Genomic DNA, 26125 nt, shown 5'->3' on the forward strand with positions numbered 1-26125 from the left:
TAACCTTATTTGAATTTAAAATTAAAATTGATCCCAAACATACGTGTTGCCGGTAACGAGGCCCCTTCTATCCCTGCATAACCAAGTGTAGGGGAAAACTGCGACTCAGGATCTATGTTTTTAGTATATTTAAGGAGGGTAAACAGATTCCGCGCCACCAGGTCGACCGCTATATTGCTAAATGGCGTTTTTTTTAAGAAACGTTCGCTAAACGTGTAGCCAATTGTTGCCTGTCTCAACTTAATAAAACTGCCGTTAAGCACCGATAAGGCCGAAATATTGGTAGCAAGTTCCGGGTAATAGGCATAAGCCGGAACATTAATGGTGTTTTTTTGTCCGTTTTCCATCACTCCATCGGCCACAATGCCTGTTTCCCTGCCTGGCAAAGTAGCCTTATTTAAACCAAGTACATAACTGTAGTATTCTGTTGCCGATAGGATTTTATTACCGAAACGGTAATCGACCAGGAAAGAAAAACTGAATTGCCCGTAATTAAAACTATTGGTGATTCCTCCGTATAAAGTTGGCATGGTACCGCCCATTGGGATAAAATTACCTCTTTTGGGTATTCCATCCGATCCGATAACAATATTCCCATTGGCATCACGCAGGTAATCATAAGCCATGATTTGCGTAATAGGTTTACCTACCACAAGGGCCGTATTGGCATTTAAGGGCCTGTATGTGCCTGTAAGGGTATAATTACTGTTTCCATCAATAGAAAGTAGGGTATTTTTTACTTTGGTTAAATTAAAGTTAACCTTCCATTTGCTGGTTGTAGTGAGGATGGGGGTGTAACCTAATGCAAGTTCCATACCTGCATTGCGGGTTTCGCCAAGATTAACATAAGCCGAAGTAAAGCCTGTGGTAACAGATTGTTTTGCATTGATAATTTCATTTCGGGTAGTGCGATTGAAATAGGTAAAATCGATATCGATACGGCTGTTGAAAAACTTAAGATCGAGGCCTGCTTCTATTTCGTTTAAGGTAAAGGGTTTTAGATTGTAGTTGGGCAAATCGCCGGAAAAGCTGCCAACAGGAGTGCCGTTTACCTGATTATCTACGGTGTAGTAGATTTGTGTAGTGTAGGGTACGATGGGTTCACCACTGGTTTTGGCAAAATCTAAACGCAGTTTACCAAAATCCAGACTTTTCCAGTTCAATAGATCCGAAAAAATAAAATTTCCTGATACACCCGGTACAAATATACCCCGGTTGTTTGCAGGTAAGGTGGAATAAATATCGTAACGTCCGGTAACAGAAAAATTAAGATAACGTTGATAGCTCACATCAGCTGTATAATACGCCGATTCGGTTACAATTCTGGAAATGGTCCGCGTTTTTGTACTCGTAATCAGGTTCTCGGGAATATAAAGATAAGGCACTTTAAACTGCGATCCTTTCAGTTTTTCGCTGTTCCCCCTTCTTTCGCGGTAATTTGCACCTGCCGAAAATTCGAGATTCCAGTTATCGCCGAAGTTCCGGGTAGCGCTGAACAAAATATCGCTATTTAATTCTGAAGTTTGGATTTGATCGTAAGCATTCATTCCGCCCTGCCTGTTAATTGAAAATGCGATCCCGGTAGGTAGCACACTCACCACCTCGTCTTTACTCGAATCGTAACCTATCCGCCCCTGAAATGATGCCCAGCTGGCCAGCTTATATTTTAATACGGCAGAAGTGATGTAGCGGTTTCTATTGGCATGATCTGCCTGCTTATTCATTAAAAAATAAGGGTTGGTTTTATATTCATCTGCATTCCACCGGCTTTCAAAGCCCGTTTGTGCGTCAAAACCTGGCGCCAGTATCGATTGATTTAAACTTGTGGCAAGCGCCGAAATACCATAATTTGCGTTTAAAGGACCATCACTGAGGTAGCTTTTATTCTTATTTTTTTCGTAAATATAATTCCCGGTAAAACTTAACGATATTTTAGGGCTTAATGCCACCATACCATAAAAGTTTAATGTTTTACGGTTTAAAGATCCATTGGTTAAAATAGAATTGTAATCTAGATTAGAAACCGAAACACGGTAATTATTTCTGGTATTTCCGCCAACCACTGAAAGTGTATTAATAAAAGCGGGGGCGGTGCGGTAAAAGGTTTGGATGTTGTTTTTAACAGGCGAATAGGGTTGCATAGAACCATCAACCTGCGCGGTTAATTTGCCATCCATTATTTCGCCCCAGCTTAATAAACCTGTTGAAATGGCATTGTACCTATCGGCAGGACGCTTGTTCTGAGTACCCTGTCCATACAGATATTGAAAACCGGTTGAATTAACCGGCACATCGAAGGCTAAATTTGTATTGTATTCAAGCTTTGGTTTAGCATTTTCCCCACCACTTTTCAAATTAATGAGGATCACCCCGTTTGCAGCCCTGGCACCGTATAAAGCAGAAGCGGCCGAACCTTTCAGTATGGTAATGGTTTCAATATCATCAGGGTTGATATTACTAATTCCATCGCCATAATCGGCCCCGCCATATTCATTTGCACTGCCCCTGATGCTGTTATCTATGGGCACTCCGTTTACGATAAATAACGGAGAGGCAGCCGTCATACTGGAAACACCACGGATCAGTATGCGTGCCGCAGACCCGGGACCGCCATTTACCCCTACAATATTCAGTCCCGCTACCCTACCCTGCAACATCATAATCATATTGCTTTCTCTTGCTTTGGTAATAGAGGACCCTTTAATAGTAGTGAGGGCATAACCTACTTTCCGGTTATCTTTTTCGATACCCAAGGCTGTAATTACTACCTCTTTTAAAAAACGGACACTATCTAATCCTGTTTTCACCTCGGTATCTTTCCTGATTACAATTAAATTATTGGGAAGAACAGTGTAGCCATAACCACTATGCAGCAGAAGTTGACCGATTACCTTTATGGCCTCTTCTTCTTCTACTTTAATGGATACCTGATGTTTAGGGATTTTAGATTCGCTGTAGGCGAAATGATAAATAGTTTGTTGCTGTATGGCTTCTACAACCTGCTCAAAACTTGCGTTATTAAAATTTAAGGTAACTTTGGTTTGCGCACTGGCACATAGCGGAAACATCAATGCAATTAACAATATGGTTCTCTGCGCACAATTCATGGCTACAAATATACATTGCTTAATTGTTTGTGTTAACGGTAGATATACACATTTTTGCCTTCAATTGAATAATTGAAATTTTCGATCAGCTTTAATACATTTAAGGCTTCAGTAAGGGTTTCCTTATCTATGTGCCCTGTAAATTTAACCGTTTTCAGCCCAGGATCTTTAAAGGCTATTTTTACACCGTACCAACGTTCAAAAAGCTTAGCAACTTCGTCAAAACTATTGTTTTTATAAATAAGCTCATGGTTTGTCCATGCAGTTTCCAATATACGGTCGGTATCGTTAAAGTGGCTGAGCTGACCCATGCTTGCTTTACCACCTGTAAGCGTAAATTTGTCGTTTGGCTTTAAAATAAAAGTTTGTGCTGCATTATTTTTTATTGTGACAGATACTTTCCCCCTGATTAGGGTAGTTTCGGTAAAAGTATCGTTCTGGTAAGCTTTAACATCAAATGCAGTACCCAGCACTTTTACAGCCAGTTGTTCTGTGTGTACAATAAAAGGATGTTCGGGATCCTTTTTAACATCAAAAAATGCTTCACCTGATAAGTAAACATCTCTGGTATTTGCAGTAAAATGATTTGGGTACTTTAAGCTGCTTCCCGAATTCATTTTTACAGTAGAGCCATCGGCCAGTATGATGGTTTTCACCTCTGTGGCTTTGGTTATCACCTGTGTTAAAACCAATTGGCCTGTTTTATTAAAGAAAATAGCTTCTCTGCTGTATATCAGTATACCAGCAATAACAACAGCTATAACTGCTGCGATTTTTAACCAGGTGTGGTAAGGCTTATTTCTGACAACTTTTAAATCCGATTCACCTGGAACTGTAATTTGGGATCTGATCCGGTCAAATACCTGATCAATATTTTCATCTTCAGCCGTTTCAGCTTCAAAATAAGTTTGTAAGCGATCATATTCCATTCTAAAGGAGGCATTGTCAGCTAAAATAGATTTCAGTTCTACAGATTCATCCGGCGAAATTTCACCGGCCAATTGTTTTCCAAGCAATTCTGTAAATCTTTGATCTGTCATTTTTTCCCGTCCTTTATTGTATGTTCCTTTTTCCGTTAAAATTGCCTACAAATAATATAAAAAAGATAATTACTTGCTAAGATAATCAGGGAGATCAGTTTTCCCAGTTTTTTTTCGTCGGTCCCCTTATCGTTTAAAGGCAGCAATACCATACGGAGTTTTGCGATGGCCCTGAACAATTGGGTCTGCACGGTTCGGGGTGAGATATCCAACAGCTCTGCCACTTCTTTGTACTTCATTCCGCTTTCTTTTATTAACCTGAAAACAGTGGCCGCCTGTGGTGCCAAACCTGCAATGGCAAAATCAAGTTGCCGATGCAGTTCTTTGGTTTCCATAATATACTCCGGCGTTAGCGTTGTTACCGAAACATCATCTTCAGCATCAACTAAATCGATAAACGTAATGGAGGAATTTTTTTTAAGGTACTTTAGCGATTGATTTTTTACCGCGATAAAAAGGTAACTTTCCGGGTTTAGCACGTGGGCACTTGTGGTCCTGTTTTCCCAGCATTTAACGAATACCTCTGCAACCAGGTCTTCTGCAACCTGTTTATCTATCACATAGTAAATAGAAAATCTGATTAACCGGGTGTACAGAAAGCGGTAAAGCTGCTCAAAAGATTTTATATCATCCTCGAGGCAAATCTTATTCCATAAAACGACTAGATCTGGCTTAGCTGCTTTCAACTTGGTTAGTTTGATGAATCAAATGTAAGGTAATAAAAATATTCAATTATAAAAATCCGTATTATTTTGGTCATTTATCCAAAAAAGCTTCTTCAATTGATGAGCAATTATGTGCAGATTATTTATTTCTTACCCCTAAAGCCAACTTTCCTCTTCACATCTGTAAATGGTACCGCTCAGAGCGCCTGATCGCAATAGAGAAATTTAAGACACTCCATATCGCCACGAAAAAAATATTTTAAAATATTTCAATTTTCTTGTAGGCAATTTATGTGAGCATAATACTCTTATCTATAAAACAGCCCGGACGGAAATCCGTAAGGCGAAAAATAATTAACCAAATACTTATTCAAAATTATTCATAATGAATATGAAAAAATCTCTACAGCTCACATGCTTATTGCTTTATGCATCGGCGGGTCTGTATGCAGCTACTCCAGCAGATCATTTTAAACGGTCAGTTTCCTACCACTCGGTTTACCAGGATGTGATAAAAGGGACCGTAAAAGACGAAAACGGCGCAACTTTACCGGGTGTAACCATTACCATAAAGGGAGCACAGGGCGGCACTCAAAGTAATACCTCAGGGCAATACAGTATTGCCGCTAAAACAGGCGATGTTTTGGTGTTTTCTTTTATCGGCTACCAGAGCAAAGAAGTTACCGTGGGGGCGCAGGGTACAATTGATGTTACTTTAACCCCTGATTCTAAAAATCTTGAAACGGTTGTAGTAACGGCGTTAGGGGTAAAAAGATCAGAAAAATCATTAACCTATAATACGCAACAGGTATCGGGCGAAGAATTATCAAAAGTAAAGAGCCCCAACTTAATGAACTCCCTTAACGGTAAAGTTGCAGGCTTGACCATTAGCCCAAGTGCATCGGGTGTTGGTGGTTCGGCAAAAGTAATTTTAAGAGGAAGCCGTTCAGTAAGTGGAAATAACCAGCCCCTATATGTAATTGATGGGGTACCAATCAGTAATAACGGTAATGCCAATGGCCAGCAGAACAGTGTATTTGGAGGCGGTCAGGATGGTGGCGATGGTATATCTAACCTTAATCCTGATGATATTGCAAGTATTACGGTTTTAGAAGGTGCATCAGCAGCGGCTCTTTACGGTAGTCAGGCACAGAATGGTGTAATTTTAATTACTACTAAACAGGGAAAAGCGGGTAAAACCGAAATAGGTTTTTCATCGGGCATAACCATTGATCATATTGCTTACGAGCCAAAGTTCCAGAACAGTTACGGACCATCATCTACGACGGTAAGGGATAGCTGGGGTGGAGGAATCAGCAATACAACGGATAATTTAAAAGATTTTTTCAAAACGGGGATTAATACCTCAAATGCGATAAATCTATCGGGCGGTTCTGAAATAGCACAAACCTATTTTTCATATTCAAACACCTATGCCAGTGGTATTCAACCGGGCAATAAGTTAAACCGGAACAACTTAAACCTCCGCGAAACGGCCAAGTTTTTCAATAATAAGTTAACGGTAGATGGAAGTGTGAACTACATCAATCAACGGATCAACAACAGCCCTTCTTTAGGTTTATATTTAAATCCATTATTGGGTTTATACCTTTTCCCCAGAGGGGTTGATATTACCCCATATAAAGATCAGTATTTATTGGCTGGTAATACAGGCAGCGCACGCCAAAACTGGCTGGGCGGTCCGCAAGACATTAACCAAAATCCATGGTGGCTAACTAATTTGAACCCAAATACATCAATCCGTAACCGTTTTTTATTGAGTGGAAGTGTTAAATACGATGTTGCTCCATGGTTAAATGTACAGGTTAGGGGAAATATGGACCGCACTACGGATGATTATGAAAACCGTAGGTATTCGGGTATTGCAACCAATTTCAACTCTACCGGAACAGGTTATTTTGCACAGAGCAACCAAACTTATGTACAGAAATATGTAGATGCAATTGCCAATTTTACCGTTCCGATGACTGGATCTGATTTTAAAGTGAATGGATTAATCGGTGGAAGTATTAACGATCAGAAAACTTCAGGTTTATCTTTGGCAGGCAACCTTTCGGCAGTCGATTTCTTTTCGCCAGCTAACACCATTGTTGCCCTGCCGGGTACCTTTACCGGAAATACATTGAGTAATGTGGTACCAATTGTTCCTAACCATAGCCAGTTACAGGCCGTATTTGGTAACGCCAATATTTCTTATAAAGATTGGGCTTTCTTAACTGTAACCGGCAGAAACGATTGGTCTTCTAACTTATCTTATACACCAAACGATTCTTATTTCTATCCATCAGTAGGTTTATCATTTATCGTTTCGCAGATGTTCAAACTTCCTGAAGCCATTACTTATGCCAAATTAAGAGGCACTTATGCAGAAGTTGGAAATACTGTACCTCCGTATCTTACTTTTATCCAAAACACCTTAAAATCAGACGGTGCGTTAAATTTTAATACCAATGCAGCATTCAGGGAGTTAAAGCCTGAAAGAACAAAATCATTCGAGGTTGGTACCGATTTACGTTTCTTATCAAACAGAATTAATTTCAGCTTCACCTACTATAAAACCAATACCAAAAACCAATATATCCCTGTAGTTGCGCCTCCTTCTTCACTGGTATCAACAGGATACCTGAATGCAGGTAATGTAGAAAACAAAGGTTTCCAGTTTATTTTAGGTGCCGATGTTGTAAAAGGTGACGGATTAAACTGGAATACTTCAGTAAACGGTTCATTAAACAGAAACAAAATAATCGATATCGCTTCGGCCGATAAAATCAACAGTGTAGATTTAACTGGTGCCGGTAATACTTCTTATATTTCGAGGTTAAAAGTAGGTGGTTCTTATGGCGATATTTATAGCTATACTCTGCAAAGAGATGCACAGAACCGCATCATATTAGGTGGAGATGGGACCACTGCTTCGCCATATACACCGCTAAAAAGTACAGAATTTAATTACGTAGGCAATCCTAATCCAAAATTCCAGTTGGGATGGAACAACAGTTTCAATTATAAGGATTTTAGCTTAAGTTTCCTGGTTGACGGCAAATTCGGCGGTCAGGTATTATCGCTTACCGAAGCCTTAATGGACGAAGCAGGTGTATCTGAAGCGACCGGTAATGCAAGGGCTCAGGGTGGTGTTAAAATTAATGGAGTAGACACCAAAGGTAATGCAGTATCAACAACAGTTAACCCACAAGCTTATTATTCGTTTGTTGGTGGCAGATCAGGCGTATCAGGCGAATATATCTATAGTGCAACGGTTGTACGTTTAAGAGAAGCTGCTTTAGGCTATACCCTGCCTTTAACTGGTAAAACATTTAAAAGTGTTAAATTTTCTGTTACCGGCCGAAACCTGTTTTATTTCTATAAAAAAGCTCCTTTCGATCCAGAGATCACCATGTCAACCGGGAATGGCTTATCGGGTATAGACGTTTTTAACCAGCCTGCTACCCGCAGTTTAGGTTTCAATCTAAACGTATCATTTTAATTCTATTCAAAAAACAACATGAAAACTATATATAAATCATCAAATAACAGGATTAAAGGATTGTCGGCTGTTTTGCTGGCATCTTTAATGGCCTTAAATTTTGGATGTACAAAAAACTTTGAAGATTTTAACACCAATCCGACAGCACTTTCTCCTGAGCAGACCACTTCGCTTTTAAAATCGGCGATTGGCCCGATTGAGCAGGAGATTTTCCATAACTATCAGATTGCACAAAACCTGGGTGCTGATGCCTTTAGTGGTTATATGATGGCACCTACACCTTTTGGCGGAGGGATTAATAATATGAACTACTCGCTGAATGATGGCTGGAATAGTGCCGGTTTTAACGACCAGTACAATTATGTAATGGCGCCGATCGCCAAAATTGGTCAGAGCCAGGTTAAAACCAAATCGCCCGAGGCCTGGGGAATTGCCCTTTTGGTTCAGGTAATGGCCATGAGCAGGGTAACGGATAAGTTCGGTCCTATTCCGTATACTACGGCCGGATCATCACTGGTTTCGACACCGTACAATGATCAGAAAACAATTTATGATGCATTTTTTAAGCAAATAGATACAGCAGCCAATAACTTACAGGCATACATCAGCGCAAATCCGGGCAAAACTGCTTTTTACGACAAAGGTGATCTGATTTATGCAGGTGATCCTGTAAAATGGTTAAAACTGGCCAATTCCTTACGTTTACGTTTAGCTATGCGTATTGTTAAAGCCGATGCCACTACAGCCAAATTACAGGGTGAAAAAGCATTGAGTGCACCTGGTGGTTTATTAACCACTGCAGCAGATAATGCTGCAGTAGCACAGTCTGGCACAAGAGATAATGACTTATGGATAGTTACCGTTGCTTACGATGGCGATAATGCGTTGGGTGCAGCCTTGCAAACCTATTTAGTGGGGTATAATGATCCGCGTTTGCCTGTTTATGCTACACCTGCTACCGATCCCTTATTTAAGGGCCAATATGTGGGGATCAGATCGGGGGCAAACACTTCATCTAACGGTTTGGGCAAACCAGGATACAAAACCTATTCCAGCCTGAATTCTACAGATCCGACGAAATCAGTTATCGGACAAAAAGCACCACAGATTTTAATGACCGCTGCAGAAGTATGGTTTTTGAAAGCCGAAGCCGCCTTACGTGGCTGGACCGGTGCCGGAGATGCGCAAACCAATTATGAAACGGGTATTACCACATCTTTCCAGCAATGGAATGTTGCCGTTGGCAGTTATCTTGCTGATGCAAGCAGCAAGCAAACTAGTTATACAGATCCGAAAAACCCTGCAAATAATGCTGCAGCGGTAAGTAATATTACCATTAAATGGGACCCTACAGCTACCAATGAACAAAAACTGGAACGGATTATCACCCAAAAATGGCTGGCCATTTTCCCTGACGGACAGGAAGCCTGGAGCGAATACAGACGTACAGGTTATCCTAAATTATTCACTGTAGCTAATAATAACAGCAGTGGAGCTATAAATACACAAACCCAGATCAGAAGATTACCATATCCTGCAACCGAATATGGTAACGGAAACAGCGCCGAGGTTGTTAAAGCGGTTGGCCTTTTAGGTGGACTTGACAATGGCGGTACCAGATTATGGTGGGATGTGAATAAAGGAAATTTCTAATCACAACGAGCATTACCGGTAGGGTGATTTGCATCATCCTACCGTTTTATAAAATCAATTTCTAACCAAAATTTTTTAAACCTATGAGAAAACTAACCGTTTTCGGCGTACTGCTGTTAACAGCTTTCGCCTTGTTGTATGCTTGTAAAAAAGCTAGTTCTGAAAAAGAAGACAACCTACTTAACGCCAAGGGAACAGCCAGAGCCGCAACCAATGCCTCTGCCCTGACATTAACCGGTCCATTCATGACCGCTTATGTAGAAGTAAACAGCAACAATTTTGTAAATCCGGGTTGTTATACCTATGGCACTTCTGCCAACCAGCTATTTGGTATTTCTGTAATTTTCGCAGCCAATATCAATTCGGTAAATGGCACACCTACGCTTTACTTCAATCCACAGGTACAGGAAACTTTAAATTCTGGCAAGGTAGCTTACCTTAAATCGTTAGGAATAAAAGTTCTACTCGATGTGCTCGGAAACCATCAAAATGCGGGCTGGGGCTGTTTTACCTCTTATGCCCAGGCCGATGCCTTTGCCATTCAGTGCGCCAATGCAGTACAGCAATATGGTTTAGATGGAATTGATATTGATGATGAATATTCTACCTGTACCGCAAATGATGGTTCATTGGTTCTTGCTGCAGCAGCACTCAGGGCACGCATGGGGACCGGCAAACTCATTACTATGGCTGCATTTAACCAGGCCAATTATTTTACTTCTACCTATAACAACCAAAAACTGGGTGATATATTAGATTATGTATTTGAGCAAACTTATTTCTCGACCAATTACGCTGGTCGTTTGCAGCCTTATATCAACGCCGGTGTGCCAAAAAGTAAATTAGGCTTAGGTACCGATTTAGGCAATAGCGACCAGGCTGCAGTAGCCACCTATGTAAAAAACAATGGTTTGGCCAGTGCGATGGTTTACAATGTGGCCAACAATTCACAAACTAAATTATCTGCCATGTCTAACGTACTTTACGGTGCTTCAACTGATGTGAAACCAAATTGTATTGATGGTAATGGAGGTACCCCTCCACCAGCTGCAAACCGCTCATTGATTTTCGATGGTACAAATGAGTACTTAAATTCAAATACCTTTAACCTTGCAGGGACCAGCTTAACTTACGAAGCATGGATTAAGCCAACAGCCTTTAAAACTACTGCTCCAAATATCTCCACCATTATGGGTGTCGAAGTGAGCGACGCCAATGTGGCTTTGCTCCGTTTAGGTGATGCCGGTTTAGCCAACAATAAAGTTCAGTTTGTGCTCAATACAGGTGGTGCAACGCCTAAAAAACTAAATTCTACCACCGCACTAAGTGCCAATACCTGGTATCATATTGCAGCCACTTATGATGGCTCAACTATGAAAATCTATATCAATGGAACTTTAGATGCCAGCATGAGTGCAACGGGTACTATCGTCGCCAATGGCACATTCCAGATTTCGAGAAGCTGGGATGCCAACCGTGGTTTTAACGGCCAGTTCGACGAATTGCGGGTTTGGAAATCAGCGTTGGCACAGTCGGCAATTTCGGCCAATAAGTGCAGTGTGAGTGCAACGAGTGCCAATTTAGAGGCTTATTGGAAATTTGATGAAGGAACCGGAACCACTGTGGCCGATGCAACCGGACATGGCCACACCGCTAGTTTACTGAACATGGAGAGTAGCGATTGGTCTACAACAGTTCCTTGTTTGTAGCCCCTACACCTATAAATTAACGCGAAAACTTAATAGGCTGTATCAAAGATCAAATGGTATATAAGGTTCGTTGATGGGACGAGCATAACGTTTACATGAGCAGGAAATATCCTCGAATAAATTCAGGATAAAGACACTTTGTAGAAGTTGTAGTATACTGCAAGGTTAATATGATACAGCCTATTTTGATAACACAATCTTTATTTCTACACAAGCTTTTTTACCGCAAAACGCTTCTGTTGCTTAGGCCTTATCTCCGAATTCGCTATTATATCGATTTAGCCATTTGCTTACTAGCATACCATTTCTATCTTTGTAACCGTTATCTTTGCACGGATACAGGTATTGGTTTAGAAAATTGATTTTTCTCAGGATCAAAATAACAAAACTGTACCCGTTTTATTTCCTTTTTGGGATAGGATGTTTAATACACCCTTAACACTATTTAAAGGTAGAATACAATTTTTAATTTTAAAACGCTTAATTTTATCCGAATGGATATCTTATCATACCTATTAGAACTCTTGCAACAACGCAAAGAAGTTGGTATTACCGGCTTGGGCACTTTTTATAAAAAAAAATACCCTGGAAGATACGATAAGGAAAAACAAACGTTTTTACCTCCCGGATATACACTGCAGTTTTCGACCGAAGTAACCGGAGAAGAAGCCCTTGTGGATTTCATTTCCGTTAAGAGAAATATCTCTAATGAGAGTGCCAAATATTATATTGAACAGTTTGTTAATGAGGTAAACCAAAAACTGGAGTTAGACCATGAAATCGAACTGGATAAAACCGGTCGTTTATTTTTTACCGAACAGGGACTTGATTTCGAACCGATAAAGAACATCAATTATGGATCTGAGTATTACGGCCTGCCCACTTTACCAGAAACTGCAACAGAAGAATTAAAAGCAGATTTAACGAAAGATGAGGAAGAAGTGTATGATGAAATTGCCGAAGCACCAGCAGCACCTTCTCCATTCCAAAATAAATCTTACCATCATCCTGTAATTGAAAATATAGAATTGGATGAAGTAAAGGATGACCTTAAACATACTTTACAACATTCAGAAAGCCATGCAGAAGAAATTACCGAAGCACCAGATTTTATAAAGGAACAGCATGAAGAACATCCAAACCGTTTTGGACATGCACCGGAATCGGAAATAGAAAATGTCGCCGCTGAACAACTGGCAGCTGAAGCTGCACCACTTACTGAGCAGGAAAATAAAATAGAAACTCCTGAAAATACAACAGAACAGGAAGTAGAAAATATTTCAGAAGAGCCTCAGGTTGACGAAACTACATCACCTGTTGAAACAGAAAGTGAAGTAGAAGAAAATGCAACAGTACCTGAAGCTCTGGCAACTGTTGATGAGCCGACAGTTGAAGTTCCCGAATCTGTTGTGGAGCAGCACGAAGAAAATCCCGGACGTTTTGGACATACACCGGAATCGGAAGGGGAAAAAGATCCGGCTGAGGCTATCGAAACAGTTGTACCGCAAAGGGAATATACTGGCCGTTTCTCACTGCGGACAGAAACTGAAGCGCCAAAAACTTACCTTCACCTGGAAGAAGAGGTTAAACATACCGAACCAGTAATAGAAGCACCTGCCTTTATTAAGGAGCAACATGCCGAGCATCCGAACCGTTTTGGCCACGATCCGATTGTACACGATCAGGAACCTCAACCCGGTATGTCTGCCTGGTTAAAAGTAACCATCGTTATTTTGATTTTGGTGATTATTGCTGCCATTACGTATTTAATTAAGCCTGAGATTTTTAACAGAAAAACCGAGGTAGCAAAAGCAGCACCTGTTATTATCGATTCTCCAAAAGTGACTGTCGACTCGGCCAAAATAAAAAGCGATTCTATTGCCAAAACCGACAGCATTTTAAAAGCCAATCAGGTTCAGAAGAAAACAGACACAAATGCAAAAGCAACAGGTAAACCGGTAGGAAAAACAGCAGTTACCTCTCCTGTTGAAAAACCAAAAGACGATAAGATTGTACCAAACCGTGGTCCTTCTACGTTTGATGTTATTGCAGCCTCGTATAAAACAGTTGAAGGAGCCGAAAAATACATTGCCTTCATGAAGACCCATGGCATAAATGCTAAAATTGCAAATATGGCCGGTCCGTGGAAAAAGGTAAGTATAGCAAGCTTTGCAACAGAAGAAGAAGCAAGAGCACAAAAAGAGGTTTTACAGAAAAAACTAAAAGGAAAAGGCTTTTACGTACAGCAGATTTTTAACAACACACAACCAAAATGATAAATTTATTAATTCAAGACACAACAAAAGCATTACAAGACACCGCAAATGCACTAAATCAGGCAGTAACACAACCACAGGAACAATTACATTTTATTGACCTTCTTTTTAAGGGAGGCTGGGTAATGATCCCCTTGGCTTTCCTTGCCTTTTTAGCTTTAATTATTTTTGTAGAACGTTATTTAACCATAAAAAAAGCCACTAAAGATGAAGCCAATCTGATGGTTCAGGTCAGGTCTTATATCCAGTCGGGAAATTTAGATGGGGCCATGTCTCTTTTAAGGAATAACAATTCTCCCCTTTCGCGCATGTTGCAAAAAGGTTTGAAACGTATTGGTCGCCCCATTAAAGATATTGAAGGAGCCATCGAAAACGTGGGTAAATTAGAGGTTTCCAAACTGGAGAAAAACATCAGTATATTGGGTATAGTTGCCGGTATTGCACCGATGCTTGGCTTCGTGGGAACCATTGTGGGGGTAATTACCATCTTCCACCAGGTATCCATTAAAGGCGCCATCGAAATCGGAACCATTTCTGGTGGTTTATATACCAAAATGATTACGTCCGCAACCGGGTTGATTATCGGTATCATTGCTTACGTACTTTACCACATTTTAAACATCATGGTAGAGAAAATCATCCTTAAAATGGAAACCGATGCAATTGATTTTATTGATTTACTAGAAGAACCGGGCAAATAATGAATTTACGCAAAAGAACAAAAGGATCGGTAGAAGTACATACTTCAGCGTTGAACGATATTATGTTCTTCCTGATGCTGTTCTTCCTATTGGCCTCAGCCGTGGTAAATCCTACTGTAGTTAAATTATTGTTGCCGCAATCATCAAGCGGACAGCAATCGACAGCCAAAAAAGCAGTTACGGTTACCATAGACGAAAACCTTAAATATTTCGTTGAAAAGAAACCGGTCAGTATAGAAGAACTGGAGCCTACCCTGGCATCATACCAAAAACTGGCTCCGGATATGACCATTCTTTTATATGTTTCACGTAATGTGACGTACCAGGATGGATTTGTGGTAAACGATATTGCCAATAAATTAAAATTGAAACTTGTTGTAGCCGTTGAGCCTAAAAAATAATGAACTACAAAGCACAAAATATACCTCACGAAGAAAACAACTATCCCAAGGCCATTGCGATAGCAAGCGGTATCATGGGCTTTTTGTTGTTGATCAGCTTTTTTATTGTGATTGGTTCTTTCCAGCCACCTGAAGAAGTGGGTATGGGTGGTATGGTGGTAAATTATGGTACTTCGGCCGAAGGCATGGGCGATGATTATACCAGTATCGAAGAACCATCTGCAGATCCAAATGCGAACGGTAAAGCACCTGAAAAGGTAACACCCGAAGAAAAGGTTACCCCAACTACCGCTACTGAAAGCAGCAACAAGGAAATCCAGACACAGAATACCGAAGATGCAATTGCGGTTAATACAAAAGCGACCAAACCCACTAAAGTTGCACCAACAACAGTAACGGAAGATAAACCTGCAAAACCGGTAATCAATCAAAATGCATTGTATAAAGGTAATAAGAATACCGGCCAGGGTAAGGGAGACGGAACAGGTAACACAGCAGGGAACCAGGGTTCGGTTAACGGCGATCCCCTATCTAACAATTATGGCGAAGGCGGCTCGGGATTTGGGAATAAACCCATTGCATTAAGACATTTCTCCAATCTGGTGGTACCACAAGACGACGGACAGAAAACGGGCAGAATAGCTATCCGGATTTATTTCAATAGAAATGGCGATATTATCCGCGCCAACCAGGAACTTAAAGGCTCTACCATTACCGATACCGAACTGGTAAACAAATGTATTAAAGCCGTAATGGAATCTTCCTTAAGTAAAACCGAAATTGGTGGCGATAATCAAACCGGTGTAGTGGTGTTTAATTTTAAAGTGAAGTAAAATATAATTAAACATAAAAGGTCTGTTTATTACAGGCCTTTTATGTTTCTTAAGCCTTCTGTATCTCTACAGATCATTTTTTACTCCCATCACCCTGAATCTGTTTCAGGGTCTTTATAGCATAAAAGATGCTGAAATTAATTTAGCATGACGATAACTCTAAATTATTCTACTCCATGGTCTTGTGCCTCCACAGACCATCAAAGTAAATTAAAAACTCCGAAAGAAATATTTCTCATTTCATTCCATAATCACTCCAGTCAACTTATATTTGGCTATTATTATGAACTACCAACAAACGCTTGATTTTTTATACAGTAAACTCCCGATGTTTACCCGCGTTGGCGCCTCTGCTTTTAAAAAAGATTTAACCAATACCATTATCCTTTGTAATGCTTTAGATAATCCACAGGATAAATTCAAAAGCATCCATGTGGCCGGTACAAACGGGAAAGGATCAACCTCGCACATGTTGGCTTCCATATTACAAGCACAGGGTTATAAAACCGGATTATATACATCCCCTCATTTAAAAGATTTCCGTGAGCGCATCCGCATCAACGGGAAAATGATCAGCAAAACAGAAGTGGTATCCTTTGTAAAGGAACAGCAAAAACTCATCGAAAAAACCGAACCTTCATTTTTTGAAGTTACAGTAGCCCTCGCCTTCGATTGTTTTGCCAGGCACCAGGTAGATATTGCCGTTATCGAAGTGGGTTTAGGTGGCCGCCTCGATTCGACCAACATCATTAGTCCGCTTACTTCGGTAATTACTAATATCAGTTTAGACCACACCAATATGCTGGGTAACACCCTGGCTGAAATTGCCGGCGAAAAGGCAGGCATTATCAAAAAAGACACACCTGTTGTAATCGGCGAAACCCACGAAGCATCGGCGCCAGTATTTAACAAAAAGGCCACAGAAATGAATGCCCCAATTGTTTTTGCCGATCAGGTTTTAACTGCCCGCGATTTTAAACTGGCGAATAATAAATTGTCATTATCGGTTTATCAGGGCGAAGAAATTAAATATAAAAACCTGCAAAGCGACCTCACCGGAACTTATCAGCATAAAAATATACTCACTGTTTTAGAAACCTTAGCAGTGCTGAATGAAAAAACTGATATTAAAACCAACCAGGAGAGCATTTATAAAGGCATCAGCCTGGTTAAAAAACAAACGGGATTACAGGGCCGCTGGCAAACTTTGAGCAGAAATCCTTTAGTAATCTGCGATACCGGGCATAACGAAGCCGGAATTTCTGAAGTAATTAAAAATATTGCACAAACCCCTTATCAGAATTTACATATTGTTTTCGGAATGGTAAACGATAAGGATATTTCGAAAGTTTTAGCGCTCATGCCCAAAAATGCCACTTACTATTTCTGCAAGCCCGATCTGGAGCGGGGTTTGGCGGCTGATGCGCTAAAAGAACAGGCTTCCTCTTATCATTTAAATGGAAACGCTTATGCATCAGTTACCGAAGCAAAAGCAAATGCGATCCGATCGGCTGGTATTAAAGACCTGATTTTTATCGGTGGAAGCACATTTGTAGTAGCCGAAGCGATATAAAATCTTTACATTAACTTCAAAATATCTTCACTTAAAAGTTGTTAATTTAGCCCTTTAACTAAAACGCAATGAAGAAAATTTCCTTTCTAATCTTTTCTATATCTATTTTTTCACTTTCTCTCTCCTCTGCCCAGACAAAAAAAACCACTCCTGCAACTCCTAAAGCATTTCCCGCCGAAGTTGCACGCCCAAAACTGGTGGTTGGCCTGGTGGTTGATCAAATGCGTTGGGATTATTTATACCGTTACTATAACCGTTACACCAATGGTGGTTTTAAAAGATTAATCAATGAAGGTTTTTCAGTAGAAAATACATTTATTCCTTATACTCCTACCTATACTGCCTGTGGCCACACCTGCATCTATACAGGTTCAGTGCCGGCTGTTCACGGCATCATCGGTAACGATTGGTACGATCCTGAAGCTAAAAAGAGTGTATACTGTACAGAAGATTCTTCCGTATCAACAGTTGGCAGTACACCTTCATCAGAAGGCAATATGTCGCCAAAAAATATGCTAACCACCACCATAACCGATGAATTAAGGTTAGCTACCAATTTTAGAGGCAAAGTAATCGGTATTTCATTAAAAGACAGGGGATCAATCCTTCCAGCAGGTCATGCTGCAAATGCTGCATATTGGTATCAGGGCAGCACCGGAAACTGGATTACCAGTACCTATTATATGAAAGAAGTACCAGGCTGGATTGCCGATTACAATAAACTGAAACTGGCGAACAAGTTTTATGCAAAAAACTGGGAAACTTTATATCCCATCAATACTTATGTGAACAGTACCGCTGATGAGAAAGCTTACGAAGGTAAACAGAGTACATTTCCACACCAGTTAACCCAAAACATTGATAAAAATTTCGATGCCATCAGAAGCACACCTTATGGCAATACCATCACTCTTGACCTGGCTAAACTGGCGATCCTTTCTGAAGATTTAGGACAGGATAATATTACCGATTTCTTGGCGGTAAGCTGCTCCTCTACAGATTATATTGGCCATGCCTACGGCCCGAATTCGATCGAAGCAGAAGATACTTATTTACGTTTGGATAAAGATTTCGAAGAGTTTTTCAATTACCTTGATAAAAAAGTTGGTAAAGGCAATTACACTGTATTTCTAACCGCCGATCATGGTGCTGCCCATGTACCAGGTTTTATGCAGGAAAATAAAATGCCTTCGGGAGTGGTTAGCGACAGAGATATAGCCAACAAATTAAATGCTTACTTAAACGATAAATTTAAGGTAAACAATGTTGTTTTAAGGTCAATGAATAATCAGATCATTTTCGATCACGATAAAACCGATAAAGGTGATGTGAGTTTCGATGTGATCAAATCAGCCGCTGTTGAATTCTTAAAGCGACTGGATGGCTTTCAGAATGCTGTAGATATTGCTAAAATATCGCAGGCCACACTTCAGGAAATCCAAAAAAAGATGATTACCAATGGCTACAATGCCCGCAGAAGCGGTGATATTTATTATGTTTTACAGCCCAACTGGTTTAATGGTGGCAGTACAGGTACTACTCATGGCAACTGGAATCCGTACGATTCGCATATCCCATTGGTTTTTATGGGCTGGGGAGTTAAACCGGGCGCAACAAACAAAATGCACTACATGACCGATATTGCACCAACACTCGCTGCGCTGTTACACATCCAAACACCCAACGGAACAGTCGGAGAGCCGATCACCGAAATCACCAATAAATAATATTTAAAAACTATGCTTACCAGCATAGTTTTTTTGTTTTACTGAAATCGTCATCTCGACTGACGCGTAGCGGAATGGAGAGATCTATCTAATTAGATTTCTCGGATGCGTTGCACTTCGCTCGAAATGACGATCTTTAATAGGGCAATCATTAATTTTGGTTCTCCAATTTCTCGTATGGTAAAAATTAAACTATATTTTTTATCTTAACCTCATGTCAACATACACCGCCATCAAACTTACCCCCATGCTCGAGTCGCATGATATGCCGGCAACGCTAAAGTTTTATACAACAATTTTAGGTTTCACCTGTGAGGCAAAATTCGATGATCTTAGCTGGTTTAGCCTTAGCAAAGATGGGATAGAAATTATGTTCTGCATGCCCAACGAACACCGCAATATGCCCAAAGCGGTTATGAGTGGCTCCCTTTACATTAGAACCAACGAGGTTAAACAGCTTTGGGAAGGTTTAAAAGATCAATGCGAGATCTGTTACCCGTTAGAAGATTTTGAATATGGCATGAGAGAGTTTGCCATTTACGACAATAATGGATATTTACTACAATTTGGGCAGGAATTATAACTGAACCAAAAGCCATAACAGTATAGGGTATTCGTGCTTAAAACTGCTTAATTTAGTACATTTGCATAACCAAATATTTGGAACACGGGTTGGTTGTTTTCTGTATAAATCAATCCTCTAAATCCCAATGTATGCAACAAGTAGAAATATATAAGCCTAAAAATAAAATCCGTTTTGTAACCGCTGCTTCCCTTTTTGATGGCCACGATGCAACCATTAATATCATGCGTCGTATCCTTCAGTCATCCGGTGCCGAGGTTATCCATCTTGGCCATAACCGCTCGGTTGATGAAGTTGTAAATTGCGCTATACAGGAAGATGTTCAGGGTATTGCCATGACCTCCTACCAGGGCGGGCATATCGAATATTTTAAGTATATGTACGATCTTTTGCAGGAAAGAGGTTCGGGCCATATTAAAATATTTGCAGGTGGCGGTGGTGTAATCCTGCCTTCAGAAATTGAGGAATTGCAGGCTTACGGAATTGCCAAAATCTACTCACCCGATGATGGCCGTAAAATGGGTTTACAGGGCATGATCAATGATATGCTTGTACAAACTGATTTTGTAACCAAAACCAATATTACAAACGAGCTGGAAACCATTCCAAAAAAAGACATAAAAGCCATCGCCGGAGCCATTACTGTTGCAGAAAATGATCCTGAAGGTGCCCAAAAATTTGTTGATGAATTAAAGAAACTTTCCAAAAATAACACTGCCCCAATTGTTGGCATTACCGGAACCGGCGGTGCCGGAAAATCATCCCTGGTAGATGAACTGGTCCGTCGTTTTTTGGTTGAGGTGAAAGACAAAACCCTGGCCATTATTTCTGTCGATCCTTCAAAAAGAAAAACAGGTGGGGCTTTACTCGGCGACCGTATCCGGATGAATGCCATCAATAACCCCCGGGTGTATATGCGCTCTCTGGCTACACGCCAGGCTAATCTGGCCTTATCTAAAAACGTGCAGGAAAGTATCGATATCTGCAAAGCTGCAGGCTACGACCTGATTATTGTAGAAACCTCCGGGATCGGTCAATCTGATACCGAAATTACAGAGCATTGCGATGTTTCATTATACGTAATGACTCCCGAATTCGGAGCGGCCACCCAGCTCGAAAAAATCGATATGCTTGATTTTGCCGATCTTGTAGCCATCAATAAATTTGATAAAAGAGGGGCTTTAGATGCCCTGCGCGATGTACGAAAACAATACAAACGTAACCACAACATTTTCGATGCCAAGGACGACGAAATACCTGTTTATGGCACTATCGCCTCTCAGTTTAACGATCCTGGCATGAATAACTTATTTGTGGCCTTAATAGAGCAAATAAAAGTTAAAACCGGGACAGATTTTCAGGCTAAGATGGAGTTAACTTCCGATCAGTCAGAAAAGATCTACATCATCCCACCAGATCGTATCCGTTACCTGGCCGAAATTGCCGAATCGAGCCAGGTATACAATGAGTGGGTAACCAAGCAGGCCACTATTGCCCGGAAAATGTACCAGCTCAAAGGTGTAATCGATTTATTAAACGATACTAATTCCCCTCGCATAGAGGGTGGGCCGCATAACGGGGTGTCAAAAAGCCTAAATGCAACCTATCAATTCTTCGAAGAACAACTCGATGGCGAATGCAAAAGGTTATTACGCCAATGGCCAGATACCAAAAAGGCTTATAAAGAAGAATTTTTTATTTATAAAGTGCGCGATAAGGAAATTAGACAACCTTTGTTTTACGAATCGCTTTCAAAGCTCCAGGTTCCAAAGGTATCGCTGCCCCGTTACGAAGATTGGGGCGACATTTTAAGGTGGCTCTTAACCGAAAACCTGCCTGGCGAATTCCCTTATGCTGCAGGAGTATTTCCGCTGAAACGCGATGGTGAAGATCCTACCCGTATGTTTGCTGGTGAAGGTGGGCCTGAAAGGACCAATAAACGTTTCCACTATGTTTCACTGGGGCAACCGGCTCATCGCTTATCAACGGCTTTTGATTCGGTTACCCTTTATGGCGAAGATCCGCATTTACGCCCGGATATTTACGGCAAAATCGGTAACTCGGGCGTGAGTATTGCCACTTTGGATGATGCCAAAAAACTATATTCAGGTTTTGATCTTTGTGCGCCATCTACATCGGTATCCATGACCATTAACGGACCTGCTCCAATGTTGCTGGGTTTTTTCATGAATGCTGCTATTGATCAGCAATGTGAAAAATACATTATCGAAAACGGTCTGACAAAAGAAATTCAGGCAAAGATCGATGCGATATATAAATCTAAAAACGTTGAAAAACCGTTATATAATGGTACTTTGCCAGAGGGAAATAATGGTTTAGGTTTAATGCTTTTAGGCGTTACCGGCGATCAGGTTCTGCCGGCCGAAATTTATGCGCAGATCAGGGCAAAAGCCATCAGTTCAGTAAGGGGAACCGTTCAGGCCGATATCTTAAAAGAAGATCAGGCGCAGAATACCTGTATATTTTCTACCGAATTTGCCCTACGGATGATGGGCGATATCCAGAAATACTTTATCGACAAAAAAGTACGGAATTTTTATTCGGTATCTATTTCGGGTTACCACATAGCAGAGGCCGGGGCCAATCCCATTTCCCAGCTGGCCTTTACCCTGAGCAATGGTTTTACTTTTGTAGAATATTATTTAAGCCGGGGGATGCATATAGACGATTTCGCACCAAATCTCTCTTTCTTTTTCTCCAACGGGATTGATCCCGAATATGCTGTTATCGGTCGCGTAGCCAGAAGAATCTGGGCAAAAGCCATCAAGAATAAATACAAAGGAAACGATCGTTCACAGAAGCTTAAATACCATATTCAAACGTCGGGTCGTTCCTTACATGCCCAGGAAATCGATTTTAACGATATCAGGACCACATTGCAGGCTTTGTATGCCATTTACGATAACTGTAACTCCCTTCACACCAATGCTTATGATGAAGCCATTACTACGCCTACAGAAGAATCGGTAAGAAGGGCAATGGCCATACAATTGATCATCAACCGTGAATTGGGCCTCGCCAAGAACGAAAATCCGCTACAAGGGGCATTCATCATCGAAGAATTAACAGATCTGGTAGAAGAAGCCGTTTTAGCCGAATTTAAACGCATTAACGATCGTGGAGGGGTTTTAGGTGCCATGGAAACCATGTACCAACGTGGAAAAATACAGGAAGAAAGCTTGTATTACGAAACCCTGAAACATACTGGTGAGTACCCGATTGTTGGGGTAAATACTTTTTTAAACAAAAATGGTTCCCCTACTATTGTGCCGGGTGAGGTGATTCGTGCTACAGAAGATGAAAAACAATACCAGATTCTGGCCTTACAGAAATTCCAGGAACGCAACGCCGACCGAGCTCCCGATTTATTAAAACAGCTGCAAAAATCGGCCATTGCAGGCGATAATATTTTTGAACAGCTGATGGAGGTCTGTAAAGTTTGTTCATTAGGCCAGATCAGCAAGGCCCTTTACGAAGTAGGTGGCCAATATAGAAGAAACATGTAAATGAGAGTTATAATATTATTTTTCGTACTCCTTTTTTCTCTCGAAACCAGTGCACAGGAAGCATTTCAGTCTTCTTATATTTTAGTGTTGGGTGTGGCCCAGGATGGCGGTTATCCACACATGGGCTGTCAGAAAAACTGTTGTAAAATGGCCTGGAAGCATCAAAAATTAAGAAAAAATGTGGTTTCGCTTGCCTTAGTTGATCCGAAAAGCAAAAAATGGTGGCTTTTTGAGGCTACTCCTGACATTAAACAACAACTTCAGGATTTCCAAAAAAAAACCAATGAAGCTTATCCCTATTTACCCGAAGGTATTTTTATTACCCATGCCCACATCGGCCACTATACCGGTTTAATGGAATTTGGCAGAGAAGTGATGTCTACAAACGGGCTAAAAGTTTATACTCTTCCCAAATTAAAGTCTTTTCTCGAACAGAACGGTCCATGGAGTCAATTGGTCAAACTCAACAATATTAACCTGGTTATATTAAGCGCTGATCAGTCTATCGATATTGCCAACAATAAAATCACAGCCTTCACTGTTCCACATAGAGATGAATTTTCGGAGACTGCTGGTTTTAAAATTGAAACATCAACTAAAAGATATCTTTTTATCCCCGATATTGATAAATGGAGCAAGTGGAACAAAAACATTATTGATGAGGTAAAAAATGTAGATATGGCCATGCTAGATGCTACTTTTTACAGTAATACAGAGCTTGGTAACAGGCCAATTGCAGAAGTACCGCACCCACTGGTAACCGAAACCGAAAGCCTTTTCAGTAAAGAGGTCAATAGCATAAAAAGTAAAATCTTTTTTATTCACTTTAACCATACCAACCCCCTTCTTTGGGATAAAAACACCGAAAAACAGGTTTTAAAAAATGGTTTTAACGTGGCCAAACAGGGAGATTTTTATTATTAGGCTGTCGTCATCTCAACCGGAGCATGGCGGAGTGAGAGATCTATCTCAGGGTAGATTTAGCTTCGCTAAGCCCTCAGCTTCTTAACTGCGTCGCACTAACTCGAAACGACGATCCCGGAGAAAGCTGGCATTCGTATTGATTCTTATACAATAAACTATCCCTCGAAAAGGGGAACACGCATAAAAAAGCCCCGATCTACATCAGGGCTTCCATATATCTCTTAAATGTTTTATCCAGCAATCCAGCTAAATTTATAATCAATTGTCGGGTTTTTCATGCGTTCAGCCACACGCAATAAACGAGAAGGTAAAGCCATAATATAATCACGCGCTTTTTCGCCAGCTTCATTTAAATCGCGCATGCCTTCAATTTTCCAGTCAACAATTAGCTGTTGCATAATTTCGACATAATCAACTGCCGTATAAACGCCTAAACGTTGTGCAGCATCAGTAAAATGCCCAAAAGTTTGACCGATTTTCAAACCAACTTCACGTAGGAAATGCGCCGGCATTACAATCTTTTTACGCATCATATCTTCAAAAGCCAGCATCGCTTCACTTGGATCAACTTCGAAAATGCGGTTCATAAAATCTTTATAGGCTTTGGCATGTCTGGCTTCATCAGATGCTATAACACCACACATTCTCGACAATAAGGTATCACCACTTTTTTTCGCTAAAGAAGCAACCCTTCTGTGCGAAATATTGGTAGCCATTTCCTGAAAAGAGGTATAGATGAAGTTACGGTAAGGATCATGCCCGGTTCCGATATCGAAACCATCTGCAATAAGGTATTGTGTAGAAATTTCCATTTGCCGCATATCTACACGGCCAGAGAGGTATAAATATTTATTTAACAAGTCGCCATGACGGTTTTCCTCTGCAGTCCAGTGCCTGTTCCATTTCATCCAGCCACCATCTTCTTTCATGCTCGGCCCCTGAACCATAGCCAACCACGATTCGTAAGTAGGTAAAGCTTCTTCAGTAATGGTATCACCAATCAATACAGCTACTAAATCATAAGAAAGGTCTTTTGCATTATCTCTTAATATCCTAATATCCTGATAAAATGTATCACTGGTAGAATCGGGAAGAAAATCAGACGGTTGCCAGTTTGTATCGATTGGTTTAAGATAGGTATCCATCATCTCTAGCATATATTTTTCAATATGCACCATTACTTCCCTTCTTTTATCTGCAAAAAAACTCATTATTTGTGTTTATATATTATTAACAGCAAAGATAACCAAATATTACTGCAAACCTTATGATATTAACATATTTAGCCCTAAATCGATCATAAATGAGTTCAAAATTATCCACAGGCTCTTAAATCAGTTTACACAGCGTTTACAGGTATGATAAACTTGGTAACATTATAAGTACTATATTTTTCCGGAGCGCAATTTCCAGTTCCTTTGGGTGGGGTTCCGTCCTGCTGTACGCTGCAATCCTTTTGGGGAACATTGCCGGTACAAGTAACCCTCTGTTCCCAAAAGGGATTTCCGCTGCCATCAGGGCTATTATTGAGGGGCCTGCTGCCACCGAATTTCTATTATGGCATTCATTAAGGATTAAGGACATTAAGGACACTTCCTTTAATCAAGCAATTTAACTGCCTTAACCTTCTTAACTCCTTAATGGTTTAAAACCTGCTTAAAGGAAAAGACTAAAGTTACGCTTTGGTCTTTAAGCTTTGGACTTTAAGCTTTCGTCTTTCTGCCCTGGTCTTTCCACTCAAAACACCCCTAAAACAAGAAGACCCTTCATCATCTCTGATAAAGGGTCTCTTTTAAGATCTGGCACCGACCTACTCTCCCACGTGTTACCGCAGTACCATCGGCTCTGGTGGGCTTAACTTCTCTGTTCGGAATGGGAAGAGGTGGACACCACCGATATAG

General features: G+C 40.6%; 16 protein-coding genes and 1 rRNA gene. 12 read left to right on the forward strand and 5 right to left on the reverse strand.

What is annotated here, in order from left to right; genetic code table 11:
• Positions 1 to 5: 5 nt before the first annotated feature.
• The 3 genes from ACFSR6_RS15110 to ACFSR6_RS15120 are packed head-to-tail and all read right to left on the reverse strand — an operon-like array spanning position 6 to position 4833.
• Complete coding sequence (locus ACFSR6_RS15110; RefSeq protein WP_379080285.1) at positions 6 to 3107, reverse strand: SusC/RagA family TonB-linked outer membrane protein; 3102 nt, start codon at positions 3105 to 3107, stop codon at positions 6 to 8.
• A gap of 32 nt (positions 3108 to 3139) precedes the next feature.
• Entirely contained in the window at positions 3140 to 4147 is a 1008-nt protein-coding gene (locus tag ACFSR6_RS15115; protein WP_379080287.1) for a FecR family protein, read from the reverse strand.
• Positions 4148 to 4182: 35 nt separating this feature from the next.
• On the reverse strand, positions 4183 to 4833 hold the full coding sequence (locus ACFSR6_RS15120; protein WP_379080289.1) for an RNA polymerase sigma-70 factor: 651 nt from the start codon (positions 4831 to 4833) through the stop codon (positions 4183 to 4185).
• 370 nt (positions 4834 to 5203) lie between these two features.
• On the opposite strand from ACFSR6_RS15120, the gene ACFSR6_RS15125 reads away from it, so the two are divergent.
• The 12 genes from ACFSR6_RS15125 to ACFSR6_RS15180 all read left to right on the forward strand — a co-directional run bounded on the left by ACFSR6_RS15125 (position 5204) and on the right by ACFSR6_RS15180 (position 24224).
• Entirely contained in the window at positions 5204 to 8317 is a 3114-nt protein-coding gene (locus ACFSR6_RS15125; RefSeq protein ID WP_379080291.1) for a SusC/RagA family TonB-linked outer membrane protein, read from the forward strand.
• A gap of 18 nt (positions 8318 to 8335) precedes the next feature.
• On the forward strand, positions 8336 to 9970 hold the full coding sequence (locus ACFSR6_RS15130; protein ID WP_379080293.1) for a SusD/RagB family nutrient-binding outer membrane lipoprotein: 1635 nt from the start codon (positions 8336 to 8338) through the stop codon (positions 9968 to 9970).
• Between the two features lie 83 nt (positions 9971 to 10053).
• Complete coding sequence (locus ACFSR6_RS15135) at positions 10054 to 11679, forward strand: LamG-like jellyroll fold domain-containing protein (protein ID WP_379080295.1); 1626 nt, start codon at positions 10054 to 10056, stop codon at positions 11677 to 11679.
• A 494-nt stretch (positions 11680 to 12173) separates the two neighbouring features.
• On the forward strand, positions 12174 to 13955 hold the full coding sequence (locus ACFSR6_RS15140) for an SPOR domain-containing protein (protein WP_379080297.1): 1782 nt from the start codon (positions 12174 to 12176) through the stop codon (positions 13953 to 13955).
• On the forward strand, positions 13952 to 14656 hold the full coding sequence (locus ACFSR6_RS15145) for a MotA/TolQ/ExbB proton channel family protein (RefSeq protein WP_343522441.1): 705 nt from the start codon (positions 13952 to 13954) through the stop codon (positions 14654 to 14656). The genes ACFSR6_RS15140 and ACFSR6_RS15145 overlap by 4 nt, the downstream gene beginning before the upstream one ends.
• Positions 14656 to 15057: an ExbD/TolR family protein gene (locus ACFSR6_RS15150; protein WP_025144642.1), complete on the forward strand. Its 402-nt coding sequence runs from the start codon at positions 14656 to 14658 to the stop codon at positions 15055 to 15057. Before ACFSR6_RS15145 ends, ACFSR6_RS15150 begins: the two co-directional genes overlap by 1 nt.
• Positions 15057 to 15890 carry an energy transducer TonB gene (locus ACFSR6_RS15155; RefSeq protein ID WP_379080299.1) on the forward strand — a complete coding sequence of 278 codons (834 nt, stop codon included), beginning with the start codon at positions 15057 to 15059 and terminating at the stop codon, positions 15888 to 15890. The genes ACFSR6_RS15150 and ACFSR6_RS15155 overlap by 1 nt, the downstream gene beginning before the upstream one ends.
• Positions 15891 to 16173: 283 nt before the next feature.
• Positions 16174 to 17463 (forward strand): bifunctional folylpolyglutamate synthase/dihydrofolate synthase, encoded by a 1290-nt coding sequence (locus tag ACFSR6_RS15160; protein WP_379080301.1) that lies wholly within the window; start codon positions 16174 to 16176, stop codon positions 17461 to 17463.
• 68 nt (positions 17464 to 17531) lie between these two features.
• Positions 17532 to 19190 carry an alkaline phosphatase PafA gene (gene pafA / locus ACFSR6_RS15165; RefSeq protein WP_379080303.1) on the forward strand — a complete coding sequence of 553 codons (1659 nt, stop codon included), beginning with the start codon at positions 17532 to 17534 and terminating at the stop codon, positions 19188 to 19190.
• 214 nt (positions 19191 to 19404) lie between these two features.
• Positions 19405 to 19773 carry a VOC family protein gene (locus ACFSR6_RS15170; protein ID WP_379080305.1) on the forward strand — a complete coding sequence of 123 codons (369 nt, stop codon included), beginning with the start codon at positions 19405 to 19407 and terminating at the stop codon, positions 19771 to 19773.
• Positions 19774 to 19904: 131 nt separating this feature from the next.
• Complete coding sequence (locus ACFSR6_RS15175; RefSeq protein ID WP_379080307.1) at positions 19905 to 23300, forward strand: methylmalonyl-CoA mutase family protein; 3396 nt, start codon at positions 19905 to 19907, stop codon at positions 23298 to 23300.
• Entirely contained in the window at positions 23301 to 24224 is a 924-nt protein-coding gene (locus ACFSR6_RS15180) for an MBL fold metallo-hydrolase (protein WP_379080309.1), read from the forward strand.
• Between the two features lie 230 nt (positions 24225 to 24454).
• On the opposite strand, the gene ACFSR6_RS15185 is transcribed toward ACFSR6_RS15180, so the two are convergent.
• Together ACFSR6_RS15185 and rrf are read right to left on the reverse strand one after the other, a co-directional pair.
• Positions 24455 to 25435, reverse strand: a complete 981-nt coding sequence (locus ACFSR6_RS15185) for an acyl-ACP desaturase (RefSeq protein WP_379080311.1) — start codon at positions 25433 to 25435, stop codon at positions 24455 to 24457.
• A gap of 586 nt (positions 25436 to 26021) precedes the next feature.
• A 5S ribosomal RNA gene (gene rrf / locus ACFSR6_RS15190) occupies positions 26022 to 26125 on the reverse strand; the annotation flags it as partial.

The organism is Pedobacter vanadiisoli (assembly GCF_042684385.1).
Taxonomy (GTDB): domain Bacteria; phylum Bacteroidota; class Bacteroidia; order Sphingobacteriales; family Sphingobacteriaceae; genus Pedobacter; species Pedobacter vanadiisoli.